Here is a 1255-nt window from a genome sequence, read left to right as displayed (position 1 = left end):
GTCGACGAGGCCCTGGAACGGGTCCGGCAGCAGCTCAAGGAAGACCACACGGTCTCGCCTTCCTTGCGTGCTGCCATCGACGTGCTGATGCTGCTGGTCAAGCTGATGGCCGACCGACTGGCCACCAGCAGCCGCAACAGCAGCAAGCCGCCGTCACAAGACCCCAACCGCCAACGCCGTTCCCGGGCCAAGGGCGAGCGTCGCCCTGGCGGGCAACCGGGTCACGAAGGCAAGACGCTGGCGCCGGTCACCGATCCCGACGAGATCGTGTCGTTGCGCGTCGATCGCCGCACCTTGCCCAAAGGGCGCACCTATCGCTCGGTCGGCATCGAAACGCGCCAGGTGCAAGACATCGTGATCCAGGCCGTCGTCACCGAGTATCGCGCCGAGGTGCTGGAGGACGATCTCGGGCGGCGCCATGTGGCGCCGTTTCCCGACGGCGTGACCCGCCCGATCCAGTATGGCCCACGTCTCAAGGCGCATGTCGTCTATCTCTCGCAGTATCAGTTGCTGCCCTATGCCCGCATCCAGGCGCTGCTGGCCTCACAGTGCGATCTATCGCTGAGCACCGGCACGCTGTTCGCCTTCAATCAAGAGGCCTATCAGCGCGCCGAGGCGTTTGCCGAGTGGGCGATCCCGGCGCTGAGGCAAGCCGCGACCGTGCATGCCGACGAGACCGGGATGCAGGTCGGCGGCAAGCGCTACTGGCTGCACAGCGCCTCGAATGACGCCCTGACCTACTTGGCGCCTCACGCCAAGCGAGGTCAGGAGGCCATGGATGCCATCGGCATCCTGCCCTATGTCCAGGGGGTGCTGGTGCATGATCACTGGAAGCCTTACTACCGCTACGCGGATTGCCGCCACGCACTTTGCAACGCCCATCACCTGCGTGAATTGACTGCGGCCTGGGAAAATGACCACCAAAAGTGGGCCAAGGCGCTGCATGATCTGCTGCTGGAGATGCATCAGGCCGTTGACGCTGCCGGTGGCACGCTCTCGCCCGAAGAGGCGCAACGCTGGCGAGTCCGCTATCGGCAGTGCCTGACAGAGGGTGAGACCGAGTGTCCGCCACCGATCCCACCACCACCGGGAAAGCGCGGTCGTGCCAAACGTACCAAGGCACGTAACCTGCTCGAACGTCTCCAGGCGTACGAGGACGACGTGCTGCGTTTCCTCGACGACCCCGCCGCGCCCTTCACCAATAACCAAGGGGAGCGTGACCTGCGGATGACCAAGGTCCAGCAGAAGATTTCAG

Annotated in this window: 1 protein-coding gene; it reads left to right on the top strand. The window is 64.7% G+C overall.

What is annotated here, in order from left to right; genetic code table 11:
* On the top strand, positions 1–1255 hold a 1255-nt coding region (tnpC, locus tag R3F72_RS18510), incomplete at both ends, for an IS66 family transposase (RefSeq protein WP_332780475.1).

Origin of the sequence: Salinicola sp. 4072, assembly GCF_036663415.1 — a bacterium.
Taxonomy (GTDB): Bacteria; Pseudomonadota; Gammaproteobacteria; order Pseudomonadales; family Halomonadaceae; genus Salinicola; species Salinicola salarius_A.
The sequence above is the reverse complement of the archived record's forward strand: the minus strand, read 5'-3'. Positions and strand labels throughout refer to the sequence as shown.